The sequence below is a fragment of the Phaeobacter sp. NW0010-22 genome (assembly GCF_040365955.1).
Taxonomy (GTDB): Bacteria; Pseudomonadota; Alphaproteobacteria; order Rhodobacterales; family Rhodobacteraceae; genus OMPR01.
Map to the genome: position 1 here is coordinate 32,893 of NZ_BAABWT010000006.1, position 17,821 is coordinate 50,713.

Annotated in this window: 14 protein-coding genes; 3 read left to right on the forward strand and 11 right to left on the reverse strand. The window is 55.0% G+C overall.

Annotation, left to right across the window (positions count from 1 at the left end; genetic code table 11):
* Nucleotides 1–19: 19 nt before the first annotated feature.
* The gene (locus tag ABWV33_RS13875) at nucleotides 20–946 is read left to right on the forward strand and encodes a DMT family transporter (RefSeq protein ID WP_353331555.1); all 927 of its coding nucleotides are present in this window, start codon (nucleotides 20–22) and stop codon (nucleotides 944–946) included.
* 10 nt (nucleotides 947–956) lie between these two features.
* On the opposite strand, the gene folP is transcribed toward ABWV33_RS13875, so the two are convergent.
* From folP to ABWV33_RS13910, 7 genes are all read right to left on the reverse strand, one after another.
* Nucleotides 957–1,952, reverse strand: a complete 996-nt coding sequence (gene folP, locus ABWV33_RS13880; protein ID WP_353331990.1) for a dihydropteroate synthase — start codon at nucleotides 1,950–1,952, stop codon at nucleotides 957–959.
* Nucleotides 1,952–2,869 carry a dihydroneopterin aldolase gene (locus ABWV33_RS13885; RefSeq protein ID WP_113823467.1) on the reverse strand — a complete coding sequence of 306 codons (918 nt, stop codon included), beginning with the start codon at nucleotides 2,867–2,869 and terminating at the stop codon, nucleotides 1,952–1,954. Before ABWV33_RS13885 ends, folP begins: the two co-directional genes overlap by 1 nt.
* A 153-nt stretch (nucleotides 2,870–3,022) precedes the next feature.
* Nucleotides 3,023–3,679 (reverse strand): cell wall hydrolase, encoded by a 657-nt coding sequence (locus ABWV33_RS13890; RefSeq protein ID WP_353331557.1) that lies wholly within the window; start codon nucleotides 3,677–3,679, stop codon nucleotides 3,023–3,025.
* 178 nt (nucleotides 3,680–3,857) lie between these two features.
* A complete protein-coding gene (locus ABWV33_RS13895; RefSeq protein WP_353331559.1) occupies nucleotides 3,858–6,404 on the reverse strand; it encodes a putative PEP-binding protein in 2,547 nt (848 codons plus the stop codon).
* Between the two features lie 136 nt (nucleotides 6,405–6,540).
* Nucleotides 6,541–8,634 (reverse strand): glycine--tRNA ligase subunit beta, encoded by a 2,094-nt coding sequence (gene glyS / locus ABWV33_RS13900; RefSeq protein ID WP_353331561.1) that lies wholly within the window; start codon nucleotides 8,632–8,634, stop codon nucleotides 6,541–6,543.
* Between the two features lie 9 nt (nucleotides 8,635–8,643).
* Nucleotides 8,644–9,855: a sodium/glutamate symporter gene (gene gltS, locus ABWV33_RS13905; protein ID WP_353331563.1), complete on the reverse strand. Its 1,212-nt coding sequence runs from the start codon at nucleotides 9,853–9,855 to the stop codon at nucleotides 8,644–8,646.
* 19 nt (nucleotides 9,856–9,874) lie between these two features.
* The gene (locus ABWV33_RS13910) at nucleotides 9,875–10,396 is read right to left on the reverse strand and encodes a DUF6446 family protein (protein ID WP_353331565.1); all 522 of its coding nucleotides are present in this window, start codon (nucleotides 10,394–10,396) and stop codon (nucleotides 9,875–9,877) included.
* Nucleotides 10,397–10,485: 89 nt separating this feature from the next.
* Here ABWV33_RS13910 and ABWV33_RS13915 point away from each other — a divergent pair, with 89 nt between their 5' ends.
* Nucleotides 10,486–11,127, forward strand: coding sequence for a MarC family protein (locus ABWV33_RS13915; protein WP_353331567.1), 642 nt, complete (start codon nucleotides 10,486–10,488; stop codon nucleotides 11,125–11,127).
* 51 nt (nucleotides 11,128–11,178) lie between these two features.
* On the opposite strand, the gene ABWV33_RS13920 is transcribed toward ABWV33_RS13915, so the two are convergent.
* The 3 genes from ABWV33_RS13920 to ABWV33_RS13930 form a co-directional block, all read right to left on the reverse strand.
* A complete protein-coding gene (locus tag ABWV33_RS13920; RefSeq protein WP_353331569.1) occupies nucleotides 11,179–11,865 on the reverse strand; it encodes an FkbM family methyltransferase in 687 nt (228 codons plus the stop codon).
* 14 nt (nucleotides 11,866–11,879) lie between these two features.
* Nucleotides 11,880–12,818 carry a glycine--tRNA ligase subunit alpha gene (locus ABWV33_RS13925; RefSeq protein WP_113823459.1) on the reverse strand — a complete coding sequence of 313 codons (939 nt, stop codon included), beginning with the start codon at nucleotides 12,816–12,818 and terminating at the stop codon, nucleotides 11,880–11,882.
* Between the two features lie 91 nt (nucleotides 12,819–12,909).
* The gene (locus tag ABWV33_RS13930) at nucleotides 12,910–13,974 is read right to left on the reverse strand and encodes an endonuclease/exonuclease/phosphatase family protein (protein ID WP_353331571.1); all 1,065 of its coding nucleotides are present in this window, start codon (nucleotides 13,972–13,974) and stop codon (nucleotides 12,910–12,912) included.
* A gap of 318 nt (nucleotides 13,975–14,292) precedes the next feature.
* Here ABWV33_RS13930 and ABWV33_RS13935 point away from each other — a divergent pair, with 318 nt between their 5' ends.
* Nucleotides 14,293–16,047 (forward strand): serine protease, encoded by a 1,755-nt coding sequence (locus ABWV33_RS13935; RefSeq protein ID WP_353331573.1) that lies wholly within the window; start codon nucleotides 14,293–14,295, stop codon nucleotides 16,045–16,047.
* A 191-nt stretch (nucleotides 16,048–16,238) separates the two neighbouring features.
* Here ABWV33_RS13935 and ABWV33_RS13940 read toward each other — a convergent pair whose 3' ends face one another.
* Nucleotides 16,239–17,816: a thiamine pyrophosphate-binding protein gene (locus ABWV33_RS13940; protein WP_353331575.1), complete on the reverse strand. Its 1,578-nt coding sequence runs from the start codon at nucleotides 17,814–17,816 to the stop codon at nucleotides 16,239–16,241.
* Between the last annotated feature and the right edge of the window lie 5 nt (nucleotides 17,817–17,821).

A 17,821-nucleotide genomic window follows, 5' to 3' on the forward strand; every position in this document is an offset into this window, starting at 1 on the left:
TCCGGGGTCAAGTCGCGCTATGATACAACCCCCCGAAATTTCCCGCCGAGATTGGATTATGGTCGTTGCCCTTGGGGTGATCTGGGGGGCGACGTTTCTGGTCATTGAAATCGCCCTTGAAGGGATCACACCTTTTTGGCTGGCGACAGCGCGCGTTGTATTTGCGACTGCATTGGTTGGGCTGATCTGGCAAGTTCGTGGTGGGGCCCTGTTTGCAGAACGCCCCACCCCTGCAACCGTAGGCCTGACGCTTGTTATCGGCGTGCTCAGCACTGCCCTCCCCTTTTTGTTGATCAGTTGGGGTCAGCAATTCGTCACCAGTGGCTTCACTGGGGTGTCCATGGCGTCTGTTGCCCTGATGGTGCTGCCGCTTGCCCATTTCATGGTTCCCGGCGAGCAGCTCAGTTGGCGCAAGGTTGCAGGATTTGTCATTGGGTTCGCCGGAGTCGTCATTCTGATCGGCGGGCAGGCATTTGAAAGCTCTGCTTCAGCAAATGAAACCTTTGGCCGCTTGGCTGTTCTGGGGGCTGCAGGGTGTTATGCCATATCCAGCGTTTTGTTACGCAAGCTCCCTACCGTGGACTCAACCGGCTTGACCGCAATCACTTTGGCGATTGGAACGCCCATCGCCTTGATCTGTGCCCTTCTTGTCGAAGGCCCGCCCCCCGCCGTGGATTCGCGTACATTTCTAGCACTCGCCCTGCTAGGGCTGGTGCCGACGGCAGGCGCATTTTTGCTGCGTGTCATGGTGGTGCGCAGTGCCGGCCCAACATTCATGAGCTTGACCAATTATCAGGTACCACTGTGGTCTGTCCTCTTTGGGTGGTTGGTTCTGAACGAACCCCTGCCCCCGTCATTGCTTTGGGCTCTGGTCCTGATTTTGCTCGGTGTCGCGCTCAGTCAATATGGCGCGTTCAAGCGGCTTTTTACCCAATCAGACACCTAGCGTTTTACGATCAGCGTACGGCCTGCCACAATCGAATAGCCTGCATCGTCTCTGCCACATCATGAACCCGCAGAACCTGCACGCCTTGGCTCAGCCCGGCAAGCCCAACTGCAATCGACCCCGGTGCGCGTTGGTCAGCGCGAGGTTCTTGACCAAGCTTTCCTATGAAACCCTTGCGTGAGACACCCAGCAATATCGGAGCGCCTAGCCCGTGAAACAAGCTCAGGTTTTGCAGCAAGGTTAAATTGTGGGTCAGCGTCTTCCCAAACCCGATGCCCGGATCCACCAGTATGTGAGAGCGTGACATGCCGCGTCGTTCAAGTACCTGAATCTGCCCTTCAAGAAAATCGTACACATCGAGCAGGACATTGTCATAAGCAGGTTCATCCTGCATCGTAGCCGGATCCCCTTGGGCATGCATTACACACACAGGAACGTTCGCTGCTGCACAAACAGGAGCCAGCTCTGAATCAAAGGTAAACCCGGAGACATCATTCACCAGCGACGCCCCCGCTTCCAAAGCAGCCTGCGCCACCGATGCCTTACGCGTATCCACTGAGATCACAACATCAGAGTTGGCGCGAATGGCCTTGATAATTGGGGCAGTGCGCGCGATCTCTTCCTCGGCGGGCACAAACGCAGCACCCGGGCGGGTCGATTCCCCGCCAATATCCAGAATACTTGCGCCTGACCGCGTCATATCAGCAGCCCCAGTACAGGCGGCCTCAACACTGTTGTGCAGGCCACCATCTGAGAAACTGTCAGGGGTCGTATTTAGTATCCCCATGATCTGAGGCTGTGCCAGATCTAATCCTGCAAGTGGAGCGCGGGCAGAACAAAGACGCGCCAGTTGATCTGCAGGCACCTCACGAACAGGCACAACGCAAGCGGGCGTATTTCGAGTAAGCACCTCGACGTCGCGAAACCAAAGTTTGGTCCCCACCAAAGGAACTGCAGAATCCGGTCGCGCTGTCCCCTGTTGCACCAACGGACGGTAATATTCGATCACAACTGAGCCTGATCCAGTGGAACCCGACGCAGAGGAACACCCGGGTTTTCAGGCAGCTCCGCATCAATCACCAACATCTCGTCGGCTTCAAATGTGGCCGCAAACCATGCCGCCAACGGCACAGCCTCCGAGGGCGCCGCAGAAGGGCCATCGACCGCATCCAAAACGATTTTGGACGGAGCCCAAACGCAAATCTGACCGTTCTTCATCGCCCAGTCCAATTCGGTCCGTGTTGAGACGACAACGCATCGAGGGTCGCGCGATGCCAGTTTCCATGCATTTTGCTCAATCGCCAGAAGGTCAATCCGGCGTTGGGTCATCGTGTGCCCTGTCTGAGGGGCCGTCAAATCCGCAGCCCCGACACACAAGATCAACGGACGTTCTCGCGCTTGCAACTGATCGATCCAGCCACCGAGATTTTCATGCGCAATCGCATCATTGGACAAATAAACAAGGCGCGGATGGGGACCTTCATCTTCGGTGATCTCATGTGCAACTTCGCCTGAACGCACGATTTCCACACCCAAAGCACCAGATCCACGATCCAGCTTTTCAATCCGAACAAAGGCTCTTACGGCCTGAGGCTCAAGCAAAATCCGCTCCGCCACGCGTTCGGCCAGAGTTTCCAGCAGGTTCAGCCGTTCTTCGGAAAGCTCGTGCGCAATCGCTTCGGTGACGCGGTCATAGGACAGGATTCGATCCACATCATCATCAATCGGACCGGTTAGCGGTGTGACCTCGACCACGACATTAAAGCAGATCCGCTGTGTTGTTCCACGTTCTGCTTGGAACGCGCCAATCTCAACCTCGACAATGTAGTCGCGTAGGGAAATCCGATCGAGAGGCCCGCGCGGAGCGGTAGCCTCGGATCGTTCGGATGGATGCGCAAAAGCGAGACGGATCTCTGAGCTCATGGTGATGCCCTCCGGGGCTCGGGAAACAATGTGCGCAAACTACGCAGTGCGCGGGCCTATAGCAGCCTCACATGCGCCACACCAGAGGTCGAATGCGTCGTTCTTCCGGTCCCCGCAGATCTGAATCGGCTGACCTACGTTAGCACCGCCCGCTTAGTTGCTCGCGGTGCGATAGTTATGACGGTAGAACAGGTGAACACCAATTTTTGCGGTGCGTTTATACACTTTAGCCCAACTGGGACGAACTGCGGTTGTGTGATAATGCGTAGCACCGTTTGTCAAAGATTGCGTCACCCCATCCATCGTGGCGCGGGCGACCTTTGAGACACGTTCAAACGCGCGTTTTTCAGCAATCACTTCTTTGCGGCCATCACAGGTATAAGTGAATTGGCATTGGTATTTGCGCCCCGTTCCCTGACGGATCACCCCACAAACAGAATCAGGGAACCGGCTGCTTTTGACACGGTTCATGATGACTTCTGCAACGGCGAATTGGCCTTTGACGGTTTCACCGCGAGCTTCAAAATACAAAGCTTCGGACAGGCATTGCCAATCTGCATTCCCATCAGGGGCTGCACGTTGGTCTATCCAGGCCCGGGTATAAGTCACGTCAACCGGTTTTAGCACAGTGTTTGATGCGGGCGCTTTGGGTCGGATCGCTTTGAGATACTCGCGAAACCGCGCACCCGGTAAAGTATTCAAAGAAGACTGTTCGTTCTCCAGAAGAGTCACCAGACCTTTGTCCGCAACAGAAACCTGAGGAACCATCATCGCTGCCGAAAGCACAGCAATTTTAAGCAACCATTTCATTTCAATACTTCCCACAACACTCGTTCCGCAAAGGCAAAATTAAGCCAACGCTCGAAGCGCATTACATCAGAGCGCCGCGAAGGTCCAGTTTTGTCGAAAAAGCAAGGTAGTAGTTGGGGAAATCTCTCGTCGGTCAAACGCCAGAAAAAGTCTAAAAACTACTATATATTGCGGTTATTTAGGGATCGCCCCCCAATTTATGAGCTATGGCCAACTGGGCTGCGGCCAAACGCGCAACAGGGACTCGGAAGGGCGAACAGGACACATAATCAAACCCAGCATCGCGGCAAAACGCGATTGATTCGGGGTTGCCACCGTGTTCGCCACAAATCGAAAGAGTCACATCGGGCTGTGCTGCACGACCGCGTTCTGCGCCCAGTTTCAGCAATTCCCCCACACCTTCGGTATCCAATACATGGAACGGGTCTTCGGTGAAAACGCCTTGTTGCACATACGCCGACATGAACCGGCCTGCATCATCACGCGACAGGCCATAGGTCATCTGCGTTAGGTCATTTGTTCCAAAGCTTAGAAACGCTGTATTGGGAGAAATCTCGTCAGCCCGCAAACATGCGCGCGGCGTCTCCATCATGACACCTAAGCGGTAGTCAAAGTCTGTTCCCATTTCGGATGCAACCGCCGCAGCAACAGTGTCGATACGCGCCTTCACAAGCTCGACCTCACGCTTGGCGCTGACCAGCGGGATCATCACCTCGGGCACGACCGCCGCGCCATGTTTGCTGGCCTCTAGCGTTGCCTCAAAAATTGCACGCGCCTGCATGTCATAAATTTCGGGCACCGTGACACCCAAACGTACGCCGCGCAGACCCAACATCGGGTTGTATTCTGACATCGCCTCGACACGTCGCGTCACATCACTAACTTGCAGATCCAACGCTTCGGCCAATTCGCGTTGTCCGGTGCGGGTTGCGGGCAGGAATTCATGCAAAGGCGGATCAAACAAACGTATGCAGACTGGCTTGCCCTGCATGATCCGGAAAAGCTGTGTGAAATCATCCCGTTGCATCGGCAACAATCGTTCCAGTGCCGCCGCACGCCCCGACGACGTTTCAGCAAAGATCATCTCGCGCATTACCGTCAAGCGCCCAGGCTCAAAGAACATGTGCTCAGTCCGGCACAGGCCAATCCCCTGAGCATCAAAGTTACGCGCGGTCTGTGCATCGGCAGGGGTGTCCGCATTTGCGCGAATGCCGATGTCACGTTCCTTGTCCGCCCATCCCATGAGTGTTTGAAAACTATCATCCAGAGCGGCTTCCAGCATGGCGGGCTCGCCTACAAGAACCTGCCCTGATGTGCCGTCGATGGTGAGAACATCACCGGTTTTGAAAATGCGCCCATCCGGGGCCATCAGTGCTTTTTTCTTGGTTTGGAACCGCAAACCAGACGCTCCAACAATACACGGCAACCCCATCCCACGGCCAATCACAGCCGCATGGCTCGTGATGCCGCCCTTTTCGGTCAAGACGGCGACAGCGGCATGCATGCCACGGATATCTTCGGGCGAGGTTTCTCGACGGATCAAGATACAGGGTTCAGACCGCGCCGCACTTGCCTGAGCTTCTGCGGATGTGAACACGATCTTCCCGGTAGCCGCGCCCGGGCTTGCGGCGATCCCAGTCGTCAGAACATCACGTTCTGCTTCTGGATCAACTTGCCTGTGCAGCAATTCGTTTAATGTATGCGGATCAACCCGCATCACCGCTTCCTGTTCTGGAATAATGCCATCCTGCGCCAGACGCACGGCGATACGCACAGCGGCACGCGACGATCTCTGCACCCGAACGCCGTCCAGAATATGGACACTTCCGTTTTCGATAACAAATTCCACTTGCATCTCTTCGCGCAATTTCTCGCGCATCAGAGCTGCATGCGTTTTCAAATCATCAAACGCACCGGGTGCTTTTTCTTCAAGGGATGGGCCACGTGGATCACACCCCAGATATAAGGACGGAGCCCCTGCCCCCAATGCATCACGGCCCTGCGACTGGCTAAGGTACCGACCCGTAATTTGCGGAAGTCCCGTTGTCGAATTCGCCAGTTGCAATACGCCAGATCCGCTTTCGCCCAGCCCAAGGCCGGGGATCATTTCCTGAACGACCAGACCCAGCCCCGCATCTGCGGGTGCGCCTTTTGCCTGACGCAACAGGCGGGCCGATGTCCCCTCCCACGCGCGCGCCATCGTGCGCAAAACCGCGCCCAATTGTTCGCCCGGTTCTTGCGGGAACACTTCGTCGGTTTCGGTTTCATAGGCGTGCAACATCTCAGACAGGCCCTGCGGGCCTTCTTCGACAACATCGTCAAAGACATCCGGGTCCAAACGCGCAACATGCACCGCGTAGGTTTGGACAAATCGCAGATACAACGCAGCTGCAGCCGTTGGCCCCAACGTATCGCAGAGATCTACATACCGGGCATCGTTCATGCCGATGTTCAGAACAGCCCCCGGTCCGCCCCAATCGGGGTCTTCGGAACTGGGCCTTACACACAGCAAGGATGTCGGGTTAAATTCGCCCAAAATGGCGTCAATATCAGGCAGCTGCCCTTCGGCGATCTGATGCACCGCATCAAAAGACAAGGCCACGGTACGTGGCACCGGAAGATCCAATCGCACCAGTCGTTGCAGGCATTTGGCCCGGCCACCATGGGTGGTTGCTGCCACCGGAGCGTCAGGCGTGATGAGGGTGGTATCTGGATTATTCTGCACTGCGGCACCTTTTGAGTTCCCCGCAGCATAAGAGGGATTCAGCGTGGCGCAAGGGTGTTGTAAGGCACGTTTTTTAACGCAGCCTTACGTTGGCGGAAAGATGCGAGGCAACGCCGGGTAAGCGCGCTACGCTGGCTTAGCCTTCGATACGGGTCAAATCAGCCACGCTGGAACAAATGGTTCTGATCTGACTCAGCAGGTTCAGACGATTGCGGCGCAGCACCTGATTGTCGCTGTTCACCTGCACATCATCGAAAAACGCATCAATCGGACCGCGCAAACCCGCCATCGCGGTCATAGCAGCGGGGAAGTCCTCGGCCTTAAGCGCAGGTGCGATCTGTGTCTCGGCCTCAGCCAATGCGGCAAACAGAGCCTTTTCGCTGTCGGTTTCAGCAAATTTCAGGTCCGCGCCATAGGAGTATTCGACACCATCCTTGTCTTCGGCTTGGGTCAGGATGTTATTGGCGCGCTTGAAGCCTTGAACGAGGTTTTGACCATCTTCGGTGCTGAGCACAGCATTGAGTGCCCGAGCACGTTTAGCCAATAGGTTCAGGTCGTCATTGCCGTCCATTGCAATACAGGCGTCGATAATGTCATGACGGACGCCTTCATCACGGAGGAAAACCTTGAGACGGTCATGGATAAACGACAATAGGTTATGAACATCTTCAATCGGTGTCAGTCCCAAATCGATATTTGACCGCACTCTGTTTGAATGCGCCAAAGAGACTACTTCACCGTTCAGGCGCAGGTCATTTTGCAGAATCAAACGAATAACACCAAGCGCAGCACGGCGCAGGGCAAATGGGTCTTTCGAACCGGTGGGCTTTTCGTCAATCGCCCAAAACCCAGTCAGTGTATCCAGCTTGTCGGCCAATGCCACAGCAACTGACAGGGGCGCAGTAGGAACATCGTCCGATGGGCCAAGAGGGGAATAGTGATCTTGCGCGACGGCAGCGACGGCAGCGTTTTCGCCCGCTGCCTCAATGTAATAGCGGCCCATCAGACCCTGCAGTTCGGGGAATTCATAGACCATTTCCGAGCTCAGGTCGGCCTTGGCCAGACGCGCGGCTTTTTCGGCCTGATCCGCATTTGCACCGGTCACTGGGGCCAGTTCACGGGCCAGCGCAGCGATACGCTCAATCCGCTCGGCCTGCGTGCCCAGCTTGTTGTGGAATGTGACGTTGCCCAAGGCATCGGTCCAAGCACTCATGCCGGATTTGGCCGTGCGCAGATCGTTTTCCCAGAAGAACTTGGCATCCGCCAGACGTGCCGACAGAACCTTTTGGTTACCTGCCAGAATGGTCGCGCCGTTGTCAGCGGTTTCGCGGTTGGCCACGGTGATGAACTTTTCGATGCGACCCGTTTTGGGGTTCTTCACCGAAAAGAACTTCTGATGCTCTTTCATCGAGGTTTGCAGTACCTCGGCCGGCAGTTCGAGGAAATCGTCGTCAATGGATCCGATCAACACAACCGGCCATTCAACCAAACCGGCAACCTCGGCCAACAGGCCCTTATCCTCAACCACTTCCAACCCGGCGGCAAAGGCCTGATTTGTGGCGTCGTTCCAGATATGCTCAGCTCGCTCAGAGGGCGACAAGACCACAAAGGCGCGTTTAAGTTTGGTTTCGTAATCCTCGAACGAGGTCACGTTAAACCGCCCCGGGGCCATGAATCGGTGGCCTTCGGTCGTGTCGCCCGAGGCAATGCCATCTACGTCCAGCGGCACGATTTCCGCACCGGCCTCGTCATTTAGAACGCAAAGAATCGAGTGCAACGGGCGCACCCAGCGCAAACTGCCACTGCCCCAGCGCATGGATTTGGGCCATGGGAAATTCCGGATTGTGTCTTCCAACACTTCGGCGATGATCTCAGCAGCGGGGCGTCCGGCTTTTTCGATCATCGCGAAATAGACCGCGCCTTTGGGGGTCTCACGCTCTTCCAACTGATCGCGGGTCAGACCCGCACCGCGCAAGAAGCCTTCGATCGCTTTGTCAGGCGCGCCGACCTTGGGGCCTTTGCGCTCTTCGCGAATGGTGGGGGATTCAGCCAATAAACTTTGGATGGTCAGGGTCAAACGACGAGGCGTGGTCAGCGCCGCAGCGCCAGAATATGTCAGACCCGCGTTGACCAGACCATCAGTCACCCGCTTCTTCAAATCCTCACCAGCACGGGTTTGCATCCGCGCGGGGATTTCTTCGGAAAACAGTTCGATCAGCAGGTCGGGCATGGTCGGTCCTTAGAAGTTCACGATCGCCTGAATGACGATGGCATTAGCGATATCCACGAAGAAAGCGGATACAAGGGGGAGCACAATAAAGGCAATAGGCGACGGGCCATATCGCTTGGTTACCGCGGTCATATTCGCGATTGCGGTTGGGGTCGCCCCCAACGCAAAGCCGCCAAAGCCAGCGGCCAGAACAGCAGCACGGTATCCGCCCCCCATGATGGGAAACAGAACAAACAACACAAACGCCACGGTAAAGGTGGTCTGTGCCAGCATGATCACCGCAATCACCGCGCCCAGCTCGGCGATGGTCCACAATTGCAGGCTCATCAATGACATCGCCAGAAACGCCCCCAGCGCGAATTCCGAGATCATCGCAAGCGCGGGCGTGCGGGATACGGGGTGTGCCTCTGGCCAAATGGCAGACCGCAGGTTGGCAATCACGATGCCCATGATCAGACAGGGCACGAACAGGGGCAATTTGAGCCCTGCGGCCGCAATTGCTTCGGATAAGAAATATCCGGAAATGATGGCGAGGTTCAAATGGAGGAGCACGCGCATCACCGTTAGGTGATCAATGTGTCTACTGTCAGCAGGTCCTGTATCGGGCAAGCCAACGGTGTGATCTTCGCCGGGTCTGCTGGGGCTGAGATTGTGCTTTTCAACAAGGAATTTTGCCACTGGCCCACCGACAAGAGCGGCGAGAACCAAACCCAAGGTCGCAACAGCAACGCCCAGCTCTGTCGCGCCGGTCAACCCTGTCGCGGTTGCCACATCCGGAGCCCACGCGATTGCTGTGCCATGCCCACCAATCAGGGACGCAGAGCCGAACAGGACCCCTGATTGCCATGGATAGCCAAACATAAAGGCACCAGCCGCCCCAATCACATTTTGCGCAAGAATAGTTACAAGGGTTAAGACAAGAAGCAGTAGCAAGGGCTTACCGCCTGATATCAAGTCGGACAGGCGCGCATTCAAACCGATGCCTGCAAAAAACAGAACCAGTAGAAAATCGCGGGTCTCCATCGCAAAGGCGAGTTCAATATTGGCAACCAGATACAGGATCAATACAACAATCGAGGCCAGCAATCCCCCAGTGACAGGTTCGGGTATGTTGAACCGACGCAACACCGGAACGCGCGCGTTTATCTCTGCCCCTACTAGATAGACGGCAAATCCCAACGTCGCAGTCAGGAAGTCAGGAATGATCACAGCGCCGGTCATTGGTTTCTCTCAACTCCGATCAGTTTTCAGGCCGTTGCGGGCATTCTTCTCCCACCACGGTCCCGTCATACGCTTTTTCGCCACAGTCATTGAATTCATGCCAGATGTATCCATCCCCTTGATCGGTGATCGCAACCACCCGATCGACGCCAAACCCAACATTCTTAGCACTCAAAAAGGCTATAGCGCGCCCCTCTTCCAGCGCTGCGCCGATCTTTTGCGCATCGAAACAGGTGAACCAATCCGGCGCCGTGCGGGGCTCCACCTTGGCAGATGCCGAATATTCCTGCTTGAGGTCCTCAAGGTTCAGATTTGTTTTAAAACAACCCCGATACCGGATGGGGGAGCTATCGGCGTCGATTGCTTCAAAATCAGTGTACGCAATGGCAACAGGTGCGGTGCCATCTTTAGGCATCAGCTTGACGTCTTTGCCCGGGGTCGCGACCACCTCGAAGTAGTAGCCATAGATTTGCAAGTAATAGATCGTGCCCCCTGCGACCGCTGTGCTGAGCACAAGCAAGATGACTAGGAATTTTCCCATTGTACCCTCAAGCCTTTTGTTTGTATTGCCTCTTTCGCTAGTGCCGAAATTCGGTCACCGTGCGGGGCAGTATATATCTGATTATCAGGATGCCCGCCGTGGACACCACATTTGCTGTAACCTTTTTCGGTGCTTTGTTTGCGATCATGAACCCGGTCACGAACCTGCCCATTTTCCTGAGTGTAACCGAGGGTGCCAGCGTCGCGGAACAACGCAAAATTGCCCTGAAGACCGCGCTGTATTGCTTGATCCTTGGCAGCGCGTTTGCGGTTGCAGGAACTCAGGTTTTGAACATGTTTGGCATCAGCGTCGATGATTTCCGCCTTGCTGGAGGTTTGGTTGTTCTGCTCATTGCGCTGAATATGCTGAATGGCGCTGAAAGCAGTTCGCATCACGGGACTGACGGGGAAAAAGACAGCTATCCCGCGCCGGAAACCGTCGCCTTTTATCCACTGACATTCCCCATCATCGTGGGACCGGGCACAATCACGACCCTGATCATCTACGCACATCAAGTGAAAGACACCGCCCATCTGATTGGTTTTGCTGGTGTTTTTCTGTTTTTGATCGCTTTGCTTGCTTTCACGTTTTATAACGCCCCAACCTTGGCCAAGCACCTTTCGGGCACCGCGCGCGTCATCATGAGCCGCCTCATGGGCATGATTCTTGCAGCCATTGCTGTCGGAATGATCACTGATGGGATCAAAACACTGCTGCCCGGTCTCGCCTGATCCGGTGGGTATGTCTGCGTGACGACCCATTCGGCCGGTGCTCCTGTGCCTTCAAATCCAGTCGAGGTTGACCTTACTGGTCGAGAATTCTTGCGCGATCTGGGTTTTCAACGTGCGAAAACGCGGACGTAGCTCCGGAAACTTACGTTCGTGGGTTTCGACGAGGGTAATCCGGATTGGATCGAACAGACGACGGGATTGCATAACTTCTAGGATATCTAGCTCCGCTCCCTCAATATCCATCTTGAGCATCGCGATATCACCCGACGTCGCGATCAAGCTCGTCAGGAACGCCGGAAAATCAATCATTTCCACATCGATAACATCAGATCCATCCGTGCTGATGCCTCGCCCGCCGGGCAGAGTCGTGCTCATCACCGTGTTTTTCTTGGGATCGTCATCAAAGGTGGCTGAACGCATCAACCCGATGCTGCCGGCCTCGATACCGACGGCCTTGTTGTGCAGGTGGACATTTTCAGCCTTACCAAAACGATCACGCAACAACCCATAGGCATAGGGATCGGGCTCAAAACAATGCACCGTTGCCCCGGTCGCACAAAGCACGGCAGTCACATTCCCCACGTTGGCACCGCAATCCACCACCACATCGCCCGGGCGCAGCATCGCAGCGGCCCCCATCATAAAGCCTTCGCTTTGAGCGGTGCGCATCAGTCGTTTTGTTCTACGCCGTTGTTTGCGCAGTTTCTCTTCGTACTGTTCGCGGGTTGCGTCATCCATGCTGGGCCTGCCTTTTACACTGCCTCAGCACGATAACCGCCCGCAGTGGTTTGCACAAAGGCATCCGCACATTGTTTGGCAAGAGCACGAACGCGCCCGATATAGGCTTGGCGTTCGGTGACCGAAATCACGCCGCGCGCATCCAATAGATTAAATATGTGCGAGGCCTTGATGCATTGATCATAGGCCGGATGTGCCATGATGATGCGCTTTCCGGTTTTCGGGTCGTCATGATCCTGCGCTAAAATGTTAGCACATTCGGCTTCGGCCTCTTCAAAGTGGCGCAACAGAACCTCTGTGTTGGCGGTGTCAAAGTTCCAACGCGCGTATTCTTCTTCGGTCTGCTTGAATACATCACCATAAGTCAGCGCCGTGGGCGATTGGGGATCATTGTATGGCATGTCCATCACGTGATCGACGCCGAGCACATACATAGCCAAACGCTCAAGACCGTAGGTCAGTTCGCCCGAAACAGGTTGGCAATCATGGCCGCCAACTTGTTGGAAATAGGTAAACTGGCTGACTTCCATGCCATCGCACCAGACTTCCCAGCCCAAACCCCAAGCCCCCAAAGTTGGACTTTCCCAGTCGTCTTCAACGAAACGGATATCGTGCAGATCCATGTCCACACCAATCGCTTGCAAGGAGCCCAGGTACAGCTCTTGCAGGTTGGGCGGGCTGGGTTTGATCAGCACCTGGTATTGGTAATAGTGCTGCAAGCGGTTGGGGTTTTCGCCGTACCGCCCATCGGTCGGGCGGCGCGAGGGCTGCACGTAAGCTGCGGCCCACGGCTGGCTTCCGAGGGAGCGCAAAGTTGTTGCCGGGTGAAAGGTCCCTGCCCCAACCTCCATATCATAGGGTTGCAACATCGCGCAGCCTTTGGAGGCCCAATAGGATTGAAGCCGCAGGATAATTTCCTGAAAAGAGCGCGGTGCGCTGGTCTGATCGGTCATGGCATTCCCTCTGGGCCCGAGGATGGGCGCGCTATCGACAAAGTCGCGCCTTTCCTATGCAAGCTACTCAAAGGCGTCAACGGCACATCTTTTACTCTTGTCGCAATTGGTCTTCCAGATCTTCAAAGTATGTTTTTGCTGTGTTGATTTCGACGCGAGCCCAAACTGGGCAGTGATCAGACAGCTGATAGGTTTTCCAATCCCTGTAGTAGCTACAAAGCGCCGGGTCCGATTTTCGAGCCCCGTTCGGTGTTTCCGCCGCATCAGGCATGTAAGCCTCGGCGTCGGCCTCGGTCAGGATCATTTCAAACAGCTTGACCACCCCCGCATTCGGCTCTTTGCCCTCCTCACGATAGGCAATGACCGCAGGGTCTGTTTTAAACGCGATCTGATCGTAGAATTTGTTCTGCCTATAATTGGAACGGGTCTTGAGCACTTCTGGAACAACAAATCCTTCGTCTTCCAGCAATTGAATGACTTGGTGACCAGGATAGACAATATTGAAATCCCCCAACAAGATCATTGCAGATTTCTCTTTTAATGCACGATCCGCGCGTTGTGAAAAATATCCAATGACCTGCTTCATCTCTTGCATGCGCTGGCGCAACTTATCACCGATTTCGGCTCCATAATTGAAATGCGCAGTACAGGTCGAAAACCTGAGCCCTTGTGTGAAAAAATGGGCCGCATAGGGTGGACGCGAAAATTGTTTTCCCTTGGAAAGCAGATCACGTGCACCGTGCTCTGCGGCCTCTGACAGCCCCAGAGTGTTCGGGAGTGCGATTTCCCCGGCACTGTTCACAAACTGCACTTTGCGTCGGTCGAACAGGAACATCATTCGTTGCCCGCTTCCACCCAGAATCTCATCCTCGGATTCTGAACAGATGTAACCGTAATCCGAGCCCAAGATTTCCATAATCTCTAGCCATTCATTCAGCTGATGAACCTCTTGCACCGCAACAAAATCAAATTTTGACAAGACTTCTGCAATGTAAAACAGCATTTCGTCCAGACGTGGCCCATATCCACGGCGATCCGCCCGGTCGAAATCCCGTAAATTCCATGTCGCGAACAAAAGTGTATTTTGCGCCTCTTTTGATGGGATCACCGCCTCTAAACGGGCCCGCAACCCTTTCAGTGTCCTAACCGCGCGCAATCGGTGCTGCTCAGAGCGAATCTTTGTCTTTAAATGGAGATAGGATGACACGCAGCGCCCTCAAAAATATTAGTGTAAAAATAATAGGTCTAGAAATCACGGCCATCGTACACGCGTCATCTGATTTGGGAACTGAATTTTTCTCTTTGTCAGCCGGAAGTTACGGATCCTGCTCTTTCTTGGCGCGTTTACAGCAATGTTCGTCGTGTCGTGATATCGACACACATGATTTTCCCCGTCGCCGGAGGAGTGGTGCATATTGCAGGATCACGAGTAAGCTGCGCTTATGTTAAGAATTTCCCAAGCTAGAGACCCCAGATGATAAGAGTTTTCGCTACCTTTTTTCTAACGCTTATGATTTCCGTGAGTGCCGTGAGCGCCCAACAGAGCTCCGAAGACGTCGTCTGGATTCAAATCGAAGCCCACCCAAATCTGCGCGTTGCCCAAGAGCGCGCCAAAATCTACTCAGACGCGTTGGCGGACGTGAACGGTTTTTCGCTAGGGGGCAGCTGGTACGGGATTGTTCTGGGCCCCTATGCACGCCAGGATGCCGAACGCGTGTTACGCGTCTATCGCAGGGAACGGCAGATCCCCAGAGATAGCTTTGTCGCCCGTTCCTCAGCGTTAGATCAGCAATTCTGGCCCATTGGCGCCAATGTCCTGAACCGCGGGGTTGTGGTGGCATCCCCGATTTTGCCCGCTGAAACGCCCGAACCCGCTGAGACCATTGTAGCAGCCCCTAAACCTGCTGCAGACGAAACGCCCAGTGAAGCCCGCCGGAGCGAACGTGCGCTTAACAGCGAAGAAAAGAAAGCTCTGCAAATTGCATTGCAGGCATCTGGATTTTACAATGCCCGGATCGATGGTGCCTTTGGACCCGGCACACGACGCTCCATGGCCGAATGGCAGACATTCAACGGGTATGAACCCTCAGGTATTTTGACCACTGTTCAGCGCCGAGTCCTGATGGATGCATACAATGCTCCGCTGATCAGTGTTGGCATGGCCCGTCGGTATGACAACCAAGCCGGGATCGAACTGGACATGCCCTTGGGTGCCGTTCGGTTTTCAACTTATGAACCGCCATTTGCCCATTACGACAGCCAAAGTGACCTTGGCGCCCGAGTGCTGCTCATCAGTCAGCCGGGAACCAAAGCCACCTTGTTTGGCCTCTATGAAATCATGCAAACGCTCGAGATTGTGCCGCTAAACGGTCCTCGCGCCCGAGGAAAAGATAGCTTTACTATCGAAGGCCGTGGCAATGGGATCGTATCCTACACACAGGCCGCGTTGAAAAATGGCGAAATCAAAGGGTTTACCCTTATTTGGCCCGAAGGTGACGAGGATCGCCGCACACGCGTTCTAACCGAAATGAAGGCCAGTTTCACCCGCACCAACGGCGTTTTGGATCCCGCAACAGGGTCCAATATAGAACAACAGGTTGATCTCATTTCCGGACTTCAGGTCCGCAAGCCACGCCAGTCCCGATCCGGATTCTACGTCGACGAAAGAGGCACAGTCGTAACCGTCAGCGAAGCCGTCAAAGGATGCGCGCGCGTGACCTTGGATCATGATTATCAAGCCGAAGTCGTAAGTTCAGATGATGCTCTGGGTGTTGCGGTTCTACGCCCTAAGGTGGCACTTGCCCCAATGGCAGTAGCCAACTTTCGTGATGGAGCGCCGCGCCTGAACTCAGGCGTGACTGTCTCCGGCTTCTCCTACGAAGGCTTGCTGGGTGCTTCAACTCTGACCCGAGGGACCTTGGCTGACCTACGTGGCTTGCGTGGCGAAACCGAACTGATCCGCCTGGCAATGACCCCACAAGACGGTGATGCAGGCGGGCCAGTGATGGATGCAGGCGGAACAGTCATTGGAATGTTGTTACCAGATCTCCCAACTGGGCAAAAACTCCCCAAGGACGTGAGCTTTGCCGCCGATGCACGCGCCTTGCTGGATGTGTTGGACGCAGCAGGACTACGCACACCCACCGTCTCAGAAGGAGCAAATGTTTCTCCTGATGAACTTGGGCGCCGCGCGAATGGTATGACGGTTCTGGTAAGCTGCTGGGACTGATCGTTCCCAAAAAATTTAAAACGAACAAAGGCGCGTGACTTTCACGCGCCTTTACTTTTCGCAAAACTGATCCTCAAAAATCTAACGCGGCCGCTCCCACTCGTCGTCGATACCCAGGCTCGGCTATGTTCTTTCGCCGGGCTATGGAGGCATTCCTTTCAAGGCACGCTGTAGACTTCTGAAACACGCCCTCAGGCGAGAACTTCAGGCGTCAGGTAAATCAGAGTGGGCCTATTGGCAGAAAACGCGGCCTGAACCGCACTCACCATTTCATCCAATGACGCAGGTGCCACGGAATTCGCGCCAAAGGCTTCGGCGAGTTTGCAAAAATCGGGATTTTGGGCAATCACCGCATTCGGAGCAATTTGCGCGCGAGTCATACTGTCTTCGATCTCTTTCAATTTGCCATTGTCCCAAAGGATAATCGGTAACGGCAAACCTAGCTCAACAGCCACCCCCAATTCCGGCATGGTATAATGGAACCCATAGTCCCCTATGATAACAGCCGTGGGTTTACCTTGGCGGGCCACCGCCCCCCCAATTCCGGCAGGCAGCGCATAGCCCAAAGTCCCAAACCCAAACGGATGATGCCAATGATAGGGACGATGCATGTCCCACACCTCTTTGGCGACATAGGCAAATTGGGTCATATCCGAGAAGATCATAGTATCTTCGGGCATCGCTTCGCGGAGAGCATTGGCAATAGGAACAATACCGGGGCGCTCCATATCCGTTTCCGCATGCCACCCCGCACGCGCCTTTGCCACTTCCTCTTCACTCCAACCCGTCGCTGGCTTGAACCCTTCGGTTGCTGCCCAAAGCGATTTGGCAAAGCTTTCGCCATCTGCCTGCAATTTGACCGATGCCCGCTGCCCGTCTGACAAAACCGTTGGATCAATGTCGACGCGCACCAGTGTCGCGGTATGCCCAAGATCCTCACGCCAGATATCGACTTCGGCCAACTCAGTGCCAACAGCGATGACCAGATCCGCCGAAGCCACGATTTCAGCACTCCCCGGTCGTGCCAGAGCGGCTCCAAAATCCAGTTTATACCCAGCCCCGACCATACCACGGCCTGCATATGTGGTCAGGCTTGCGGCCCCCAATTGCGTCACAATCTGGCGCCACAAATTAGACCGAGCTCCGCCGCCCAGAACAAACAAGGGGCGCTGTGCGATATTCAACAGGGACAAAACGGGGGTGATATCAGGCTCCAACGCTTTGGTGCGCAAAGCAGGGACATTCGGAAAAGGGGCCGGATCGGCATCAGCCTCGAGCTGAGCGATCGGCACCTGAATGTGTTTTGGACGCGGACGCTGTGTTTCAAACTCTTCAAACGCACGCTCAATCAGCCCATATGCTGCGGCGGGCGAATGCGCTGTGTGCGACCAATCACAAACCGTTGCAGCCGCGGCTTCTTGATCTTTCATTTGATGCAACTGCCCCTTACGCGCAGCTGTTTCATCAAGGCACGAAGAAATCACCAACATCGAAACGGAATCCGAATAGCCCTGCCCCATCGGCGTCATGATGTTGCACACGCCCGGTCCGGTAATCACATAAGCGACCCCTGGCTTACCCGACGCGCGTGCATAGCCATCGGCCATGAAACCGGCCCCTTGTTCGTGGCGCGCCAGAACATGTGTAATGCCTGCCTCTTCGATCCCACGGTACATTTCCTGGTTATGAACACCGGGGATGCCAAAGATAACATCCACTCCACGATCTTTAAGTGCATGAGAAATCTGTGCACCTAGGGGTCTTTTCATCGGGC